Below are 7,718 nucleotides of genomic sequence, written 5' to 3' on the forward strand. Positions count from 1 at the left end.
CCGGCCCGAGACGCTTCGCTGGCCGGTCATGCTTTGTCTGTGGGCGCGGCGCCGATGAGGTCGCCGATCAGCGTGTTCACGGTCCGCGACGCCTCCTGCTGCTGGCGGGTCGAGGCGACGATGTGATGGATCGACTCGGCGGTCTTGCCGACGCTGCGCAGGATCTCCTCGAACGCGTCCTGCGCCCGCTGCGCCACCTGCGAACCCTGGTTGATGCGGGTCGCCGACTCCACGATGAGCCGGCTGATCTCGCGGGCGGACTCCGAGGAGCGCTCGGCGAGCTTGCGGACCTCACCGGCGACGACGGAGAACCCGACCCCGTGCTCGCCGGCGCGGGCCGCCTCGATCGACGCGTTGAACGCCAGCAGGTTCGTCTGCGACGCGATCTCGCCGATGACCTGCACGATCGCGGCGATCTGGTCGGAGGAGCGCTCCATCAGGTCGATCGCCTCGATCGACTTGCGCAGCTCCTCGAAGCCCCGCTGGGCGTTGGACTGCGTCTCCCCGGCCAGCTCGCTGGCCTGGCCGGCGTTGCCGACGATCTGCGCGATCGACGTCGACAGGTCGTCGATGGCGCCGCTCATCTCGCTGGTCTTCGTGTTCAGCCGGTGCTCCAGGGCGACCTGGTCGGTGATGTCCTGGGCGTACTTGACGACCTTCACCGGCTGGCCCGAGAGGTCGAAGATCGGGTTGTAGTTGGCCTGCAGGTACACGTCGCGGCCGTACTTGCCGATCCGGTGGAACCGGCCGTTGAGGAACTCGCCGCGGGACAGGCGCAGCCAGAAGTCCCGGTACTCCGGCGACGTGATGTAGTCCTGGGTGCAGAACATGCTGTGGTGCTGCGTCTTGATCTCCCGCAGCGAGTAGCCCATGGTCCGCAGGAAGTTGTCGTTGGCCGCCAGCACGTTGCCCTCGAGGTCGAACTCGATGACCGCCTGGGCGCGGTTGATCGCGGTGACCTTGCCCTCGAACTCGGCGTTGCGCAGCTTCGTCGCCGTCACGTCCGCCGCGAACTTCACGATCTTGTACGGCCGGCCGTCGAGGTCGAGGATCGGGTTGTACGTGGCCTGGATCCAGATCTCCCGGCCGTCCTTCGCGACGCGCTTGTACTCCCCGGTGTCGTACTCGCCACGGCGCAGCCGCTGCCAGAACTCCTCGTACACGTCGGAGGCGGCGTCGGCCGGGTCGACGAACAGCCGGTGGTGCTTGCCGCGGACCTCGTCGAGGGTGTAGCCGAACAGGTCCAGGAAGTTGCGGTTGGCGTCCAGGACGATGCCGTTGGGATCGAACTCGATGACCGCCTGGGCGCGGTTGATCGCGGTGACCTTGCCCTCGAACTCGGCGTTGCGCAGTCGCATGTCGGTGACGTCGGTGGCGTACTTGACGATCTTGTACGGCCGGCCCTCCAGGTCGAAGATCGGGTTGTAGCTCGCCTGCAGCCACACCTCCTTGCCGGCCTTGCCGAACCGCTTGTACTCGCCGGTGTCGAACTCGCCGCGGGCCAGCTTCGCCCAGAACGCCCGGTAGTCCTCGCCGGCGGCGTCGATCGGGTCGACGAACATCCGGTGGTGCTTGCCCCGCAGCTCCTCGACGTTGGTGTAGCCGGTCAGCTGCAGGAAGTTGCGGTTCGCGTCGACGATGATCCCGTCGAGGTCGAACTCGATGACCGCCTGCGCCCGGTCGATCGCGGTGACCTTGCCCTCGTACTCCGCGTTGCGCTGCTTCGTCTCGGTGATGTCGGTGGCGTACTTGACGATCTTGTACGGGCGGCCCTCAAGGTCGAGAATCGGGTTGTAGGTCGCCTGCAGCCACACCTCGCGGCCGTTCTTGCCGATCCGCTTGTACTCCCCGGCCTCGTAGCGGCCCTTCGCGAGGTGCTGCCAGAAGTTCTTGTAGGCGGTGCTGCGCGCCTCGTCCTCGGTGACCAGTTTGCGGTGGTGCTGCCCGATCAGCTCGTCGGCCTCGTACCCGGTCGCGCCCAGGAAGTTCTTGTTGACCGCCCGGATCGTGCCGTCCAGGTCGAACTCGATGACCGCCTGCGCGCGGCCGATCGCGTCGACCCGGCCCTGGAACTCGACCGTGCGCAGCTTCTGCTCCGTCACGTCCATCGCGTACTTGACGATCTTGTACGGGCGGCCCTCGAGGTCGAAGATCGGGTTGTAGCTGGCCCGCAGCCACACCTCCCGGCCGCCGCGCCCGAGCCGCTTGTACTCCCCGCTCTCGGCCTCGCCGCGGGCCAGCTTCGCCCAGAACTCGGCGTACCCGGCGCTGTCGCCGTACGCCTCGTCGAGGAACATCCGGTGGTGCTGGCCGACCACGTCGCCGAGCGAGTAGCCGGTGAGCTGCAGGAAGTTCTCGTTGGCGCCGAGGATCTCGCCGGCGAGGTCGAACTCGATGACCGCCTGCGCCCGGTCGACCGCCGAGTACTTGCCGCGCAGCTCGGCCAATAGCCGCCGGTCGTTGGTGATGTCGTAGGCGGTGAGCAGGATCGCGTCGGGCTCCTTGCCGGCGCCGCGCACCGGCCCGCAGTTGAGCCGCAGCCACCGCTGCCGCCCGCCGCTGTCCACGATCGAGGTCACCTGCTCCAGGAACTGCCCGACCCGCGCGCTGTCCATGAGCTGGTCCACGATCTGCGACTGCAGGTGCCAGACCTCCTCCAGGCGCTTGCCGACGAGCTCCGGCAGCGGCAGGTCGGTCGTCTCCAGCACCCGGTCGTTCACCGAGACGACCGTGCCGTTCTTGGCGTTCAGCACCACGATCATGCGCTCCTGCACCAGGAGACTCAGCGACGCCTCGGCCAGGGCCGGAGTGTGGATGTCGTTGACGAGCCCGATCGGTTCCGGCACGGTTGCTCCTCGGGTACCACAGCGGTGCGAAAATCACTCAGCGTGAAGTTCGGCGGGGTCGCGCCGAGCTTGAGCAGAAACCGCTCCTGCGACTGAGGCGCGGCGCCGCCGCGGCGGCCAGAATGGCTGCCATGCGCATCCGGGCCGTGGACATCCTGATCACTGTCGCGGTCACCGCTGCCAGCGTCTACCCGACGGTGCAGTGGGGCGCCCCGCTCGACGTGCTGCTGGCGCTGCTCGCCTCCGTGCCGCTGCTGTGGCGCCGGCAGGCCCCAATCCTCGTCGCGCTGCTGTGCGGCGTCGGCACCACCTGGCTGTCGGTGACCGACCGCCTGTTCGACCAGCCCTACGGCCAGCTCGTCGCCACCTACACCTGGGCCGAGCTCGCCACGCCGGGATGGCGGCTGTTCGCGGCCGTCGGCACCGTCGCCGGCGTCGGGCTGTCGCTCATCGTGCCGCAGGAGAGCCCGCCGTCCTTCGGTTACGTCGGGATGATGTTCGTCGCCGCGTATGCGCTCGGCACCGGCATGCGGGCCCGCCGCGACCGCATCGCCTACCTGGAGGAGCGCACCCGCCGCCTCACCGAGGAGCAGGCGGCCGCCGCCGGTGCCGAACGGGCCAGGATCGCCCGCGACATGCACGACGTCCTGGCGCACTCGGTCGGGCTGATGGTCGTGCAGGCCGAGGGCGGCGCCTCCGTCGTGCGGACCGACGCCGCCCGGGCCGAGGCGGCGTTCGACGCGATCGCCGACACCGGCCGGGAGGCCCTCGTCCAGCTCCGCCACGCGCTGGGCGTCCTGCGCGACCAGCAGCCGGAGCCGCCCGGCCTGGACGCGGTCGCGTCGCTGGTCGAACAGGCCCGCCGGACCGGCCTGGACGTCACGCTCACCCGCGACGGCGTCCCGCCCGTGCCCGCGGACGTCGGCGCGACCGCGTTCCGGGTCGTGCAGGAGGCGCTCACCAACGCCGTCAAACATGCCGGTGCGCGGCATGTGGCGGTGGTACTGGCAGCAGAAGGCCCGGCACTGCGGGTACGGGTCAGCGACGACGGCCGTGGCGGCAGCTCCGGAACCGGGCACGGCGGACCCGGGCACGGCCTGGCCGGCATGGCGGAGCGGGTCGCGGCCGTCGGGGGCACCCTGCGGACCGGGCCGCCCTCGCAGGGGCGGGGCTTCGAGGTCGATGCCCTGCTGCCGGCCGGGTAGGTTGACCGCCGTGCTCAATGTGGTGGTCGCCGATGATCAGGCCCTGGTCCGTGACGGCCTGTGCATGATCCTGTCGTCCCAGCCGGACATCACCGTCGTCGCCGAGGCGGCCGACGGGGTCGAGGCGGTCGACGCCGCCCGCACCCACCATCCCGACGTCGTCCTCATGGACGTGCGGATGCCCAACCTCGACGGCATCGGCGCCACCCGCGAGATCTGCGCCGCCACCGCCGCCCGCGTCCTGGTCCTCACCACGTTCGACCTCGACGAGTACGTGTACGACGCGCTACGCGCCGGCGCCTCCGGCTTCCTGCTCAAGGACATGCACCGCACCGAGCTCGTCGCCGCGGTGCGGACCGTCGCCGCGGGCGAGTCGCTGCTGGCCCCGGCCGTCACCCGCCGGCTCATCGCCGACGTGCTGCGGCACCGGTCGGCGGCCCCGCCCTCTCCGGGGTTGTCCACCCTGACCCCACGGGAGATCGACACGCTGCGGCAGGTCGCCCGCGGGCTGTCCAACGCGGAGATCGCCGCGGAGCTGTTCGTCACCGAGCACACCGTCAAGACGCACGTGTCCAGCGTCCTGGCCAAGCTCGGCCTCCGCGACCGCGTGCAGGCCGTCGTCGTCGCGTACGAGTCCGGCCTGGTCCGCCCCGCAGGCCCGATCTGAGGCATGTGTACCGTTGGGCGGTGGACCTCCGCTCCGGCTCCCTCGAAGAACGCGAGGAGCTGCTCTACGAACTCCTCGACCGCGCACCCGACGACGTCGCCGCCGCGGACGAGGTCCGTGCCGTCGTGCGCGACTACCGGGACCACCACCGCTCGCTGTACACCCGCGCGCTGAACCAGGCCGACGTCTTCGTCGACGAGTCGCTGCGCGGACCGCTGCTCGCCGCGCTGACCGACGCCCGGTACAACTGCCAGGCCTGGGCCGCGATGGGCTGTGCCGCCGGCGGCTTCACCGAGGCCGTCCCGGCCCTGCTGGACCTCATCGAGGACCCCGACTGGAACGTCCGCGAGCAGGCGATCCGCGCCCTCGGCCGGCTCGGCGACGCCAAGGTCGTGCCGGCCATCGCCCCGCTGCTCGGCGACCCGCAGGAGTACACCCGCCAGCACGCCGCCGACGCCCTCGCCGAGATCGGCGGCCCGGAGGCCCTCGAGGCGCTGTGGCACGAGCTGGAGCACCGCCGCTTCGCCCGGATCGGCTACGTGGCCAGCAACCTCGCCCGCTTCGCCCCGTCCGTCCTGCCGCGTCTCGAAGGCGCGGCCACCAGCCCCGACCCCAACCAGCGGTACTGGGCGGTGATCGCGCTCGGCTCCACCGGCGACGAGCGCGTCGCCCCGATCCTGGAGCGCCTCATGGCCACCGACCAGGGCGCCACCGTCTTCGACGGCCGGGTCGACGTCGCCGCCAAGAAGGCCCTGCGCACGCTGCGCCGCATCCAGTCCGCCATCGCGGCCCGCTCCGCTGCCAGCTGAATCCGCCCACGGCGGATCGCTCTTCCCATCCGGGCACCACCAGGGTCCAGTGGACGCCATGAGCATCGGCGTGCGCACCTCGCCCTACTGGCCCGTGGTCAGCCACCCGAAGCTGGGCCGGGTCCTGCCGGGCCTGGTCGTGTCCGCCCTCGGCGACGGCATGTCCCTCGTCGCCGTCACCTGGCTCGCCCTGCAACTGGCCCCCGGCCCGCACCGCGGCACCTGGGTCGCCGTCGCCGTCGCCGCGTACTCGCTGCCCAGCGCCGCCGGCGGGGTCCTGTTCGGACGGTTCCTGCGCGGCCGCCCCGGCGCGCAGCTCGCCGGCTGGAACGCGACCCTGCGCGCCGCGGCCCTCGGCGCGATCGCCGTCGCCTACGCCCTGTCCGGGCTGACCCTGGGCCTGTACGTCACGCTGCTGGCGGTCTCCTCGCTGCTCGCCGCGTGGGGGTCGGCGGGGCGGTACACGCTCATCGCCGAGCTGCTACCGCCGGTACACCACCTTCCGGCCAACGCGGTGCTGGCCACGATCGCCAACTTCGCCACCGTCGTCGGCCCGCCGCTCGCCGGCGTCCTCATCGGCCTGACCAACGCCGCGACCGTCATCGCGATCGACGCGGCCACCTTCGCCGTCCTCGCCGTGACCTACCGGCTCGCCGTCCCCACCGGCCCGCCGGCTGAGGCGTCCGGCTCGTCCGCCCGGGCCGGGTTCGGCGCCATCCGCACCGACCGCACGCTGCTCGGGCTGCTGGTGCTCTCCTTCGGGTTCTTCTTCCTCTTCGGGCCGTTCTACGTCGCCATGCCCATCCACATCGCGTCCGACCTGCACGCCTCGGCCACCGTCCTGGGCGCCTTCTACACGGCGTTCGGCGCCGGCGCGCTGCTCGGCGGGCTCGTCACCGGCTACCTGAGCCGCTGGAAGCTGTGGCCGACGACGATCGGCATCGTCCTGGCCTTCGGCGCCGCGCTGCTCCCGCTCGGCCTCGGCGCGCCGACGGTCCTCGCGGTCGCCAGCTTCGCCCTGGCCGGGGCGATCTGGGCGCCGTACATGTCGACCTCCATGGCGCTCTTCCAGCGCACCACGCCACCCGCCGACCTGCCCCAGGTCCTAGCCGCCAACGGCTCCGTCCTCGTCCTCGCCGTGCCGCTCGGCACCGTGCTCGGCGGTTTCGTCGTCGGCCCGCTCGGCGCCCGCTCCACGCTGCTGACCTGCGCCGCGGCGACCATCGCCCTCGGCGTCGTGGCCGCCGCGATCGTCGCCCGCCGCCGGCCCGCCGCCGCGTAGCCGGCCGTTTTTGTCGTACCCCTGTGGTGGTATCGGGGCATGGATGTGGTGGTGGCGCGGCACGGTCCCGGCGAGTTCCAGTTCCTGCACGTCGCGGCGGAGCTCGTGCCCGCCGTGCTGAAGGCCGGCTTCGCCGAACACGACGGGCATTGGTGCAAACGCTTCCCCGCCGACACGCCACACCTGGACCGGGCCTGGTCCAACTTCTCGCGGCTGGCCGAGCCGATGCTGCGGCAGTCCGCCGGGCTCGATCCGGTCCCGTGGGAGGCAGCCCTGGCCGAGGTGTGTCAGCGGCTGAACACCGCCGGGGTCGACTGGTGGCTGGCGGGCAGCGCCGCCCTTGCCGTCAGGGGCATTCCCGTCACTCCGGGCGACCTCGACCTGATTGTCTCCGACGGGGACTCCCGGCGGGTGGGTGATCTGCTGCTGGACGGACTGATCGAGCCCGTCGCCCCGGCGAACTGGTTCTGCGCCTGGTTCGGCCGCGCGATGCTCGGCGCCAGAGTGGAGTGGGTCGGCGGCGTCGGGCCGACCGCCGACGAGCCGGAGACGACCGACTTCGGGCTGACGGCGGCGGGTCGCCTGGAGACTGTGGCGTGGCGGGGGTGGTCGGTCCGCGTGCCGCCGCTGGACCTGCAGCGCGCGGTCAGCCTGCGCCGTGGGCTGCACGAGCGGGTCCAGCTCATCGACGCCTCCACCGCCTTACCTACCTGACTCCGCACCCGCCCACGAGACCGCCGCCGGCGCGGGCTGTGACGTGCAGCCACGCGCTGGCGCAGTTCGCACCAGTGCGCGGCTGTGACGTGCAGCCATGCGCTGGTGCGGTTCGCACCAGCGCGGCGGGGCGTTGGCCAGGAAGCCTATGATCGCGAACTCCGACACCGTGTCAGCTTGCCCCGGCAACCTGTA

At 71.6% G+C, this 7,718-nt stretch carries 6 protein-coding genes; 5 read left to right on the forward strand and 1 reads right to left on the reverse strand.

The features are described from left to right. Positions 1–26: 26 nt before the first annotated feature. The gene (locus Dsi01nite_RS17095) at positions 27–2,846 is read right to left on the reverse strand and encodes a methyl-accepting chemotaxis protein (RefSeq protein WP_239135950.1); all 2,820 of its coding nucleotides are present in this window, start codon (positions 2,844–2,846) and stop codon (positions 27–29) included. Positions 2,847–2,977: 131 nt separating this feature from the next. Between Dsi01nite_RS17095 and Dsi01nite_RS17100 the strand changes: the two genes are divergently transcribed. Genes Dsi01nite_RS17100 through Dsi01nite_RS17120 form a run of 5 tightly spaced genes read left to right on the forward strand, consistent with a single transcriptional unit; the run spans position 2,978 to position 7,523 of the window. After that, positions 2,978–4,051, forward strand: a complete 1,074-nt coding sequence (locus Dsi01nite_RS17100) for a sensor histidine kinase (RefSeq protein WP_203847155.1) — start codon at positions 2,978–2,980, stop codon at positions 4,049–4,051. Positions 4,052–4,061: 10 nt separating this feature from the next. Continuing rightward, a complete protein-coding gene (locus Dsi01nite_RS17105) occupies positions 4,062–4,718 on the forward strand; it encodes a response regulator (protein WP_239135951.1) in 657 nt (218 codons plus the stop codon). Between the two features lie 20 nt (positions 4,719–4,738). Further along, on the forward strand, positions 4,739–5,527 hold the full coding sequence (locus Dsi01nite_RS17110) for a HEAT repeat domain-containing protein (RefSeq protein WP_203847157.1): 789 nt from the start codon (positions 4,739–4,741) through the stop codon (positions 5,525–5,527). A gap of 58 nt (positions 5,528–5,585) precedes the next feature. After that, positions 5,586–6,809 carry an MFS transporter gene (locus Dsi01nite_RS17115; protein WP_203847158.1) on the forward strand — a complete coding sequence of 408 codons (1,224 nt, stop codon included), beginning with the start codon at positions 5,586–5,588 and terminating at the stop codon, positions 6,807–6,809. Positions 6,810–6,848: 39 nt separating this feature from the next. Next, entirely contained in the window at positions 6,849–7,523 is a 675-nt protein-coding gene (locus Dsi01nite_RS17120) for a nucleotidyltransferase family protein (protein ID WP_203847159.1), read from the forward strand. Positions 7,524–7,718 lie beyond the last annotated feature (195 nt).

This window comes from Dactylosporangium siamense, assembly GCF_016862795.1.
GTDB lineage: Bacteria > Actinomycetota > Actinomycetes > Mycobacteriales > Micromonosporaceae > Dactylosporangium > Dactylosporangium siamense.

What these genes read in the sequence shown, in the direction of transcription:
- Dsi01nite_RS17100 (WP_203847155.1), top strand. Translation starts at nt 2,978, where the DNA reads ATGCGCATCCGGGCCGTGGACATCCTGATCACTGTCGCGGTCACCGCT.
- Dsi01nite_RS17115 (WP_203847158.1), top strand. Translation starts at nt 5,586, where the DNA reads ATGAGCATCGGCGTGCGCACCTCGCCCTACTGGCCCGTGGTCAGCCAC.
- Dsi01nite_RS17120 (WP_203847159.1), top strand. Translation starts at nt 6,849, where the DNA reads ATGGATGTGGTGGTGGCGCGGCACGGTCCCGGCGAGTTCCAGTTCCTG.